At 55.9% G+C, this 379-nt stretch carries 1 protein-coding gene; it reads left to right on the top strand.

The annotated features are described in order from the left end of the window. Window positions 1–379: ATP-binding cassette domain-containing protein (locus AB1462_RS32470; protein ID WP_367249235.1), on the top strand; the 379-nt coding region annotated here is incomplete at both ends.

Genomic DNA, 379 nt, shown 5'->3' with positions numbered 1-379 from the left:
GATCTATACAGGTGAACATGGGTCTGTCGGGTTCGGGAAAATCAACGTTGATCCGGCATATCAATCGGCTGATCGACCCCACCGTCGGCCAAATCCTGGTAGAGGGAACGGATGTAGTTACATTCAATCCACGCGACCTGCGTGATTTCCGGCGCCACAAGACCGCAATGGTCTTCCAGAAATTTGGGCTCTTGCCTCATCGAAACGTTCTGGAAAACACCGTCTACGGTCTTGAGGTGCAGGGCATGCCGCGCGCACGCCAAGTCGATGCCGCTATGAGATGGATCGAGCGTGTCGGCCTAACAGGCTTTGAGGACCGCTACCCAAATCAATTGTCAGGAGGCATGCAGCAACGAGTAGGGCTAGCGCGGGCGCTCGC

This window comes from Pseudomonas sp. SB113 (assembly GCF_040754745.1).
Taxonomy (GTDB): Bacteria; Pseudomonadota; Gammaproteobacteria; order Pseudomonadales; family Pseudomonadaceae; genus Aquipseudomonas; species Aquipseudomonas grimontii.
This window is presented reverse-complemented; position numbering and strand designations above follow the sequence as displayed.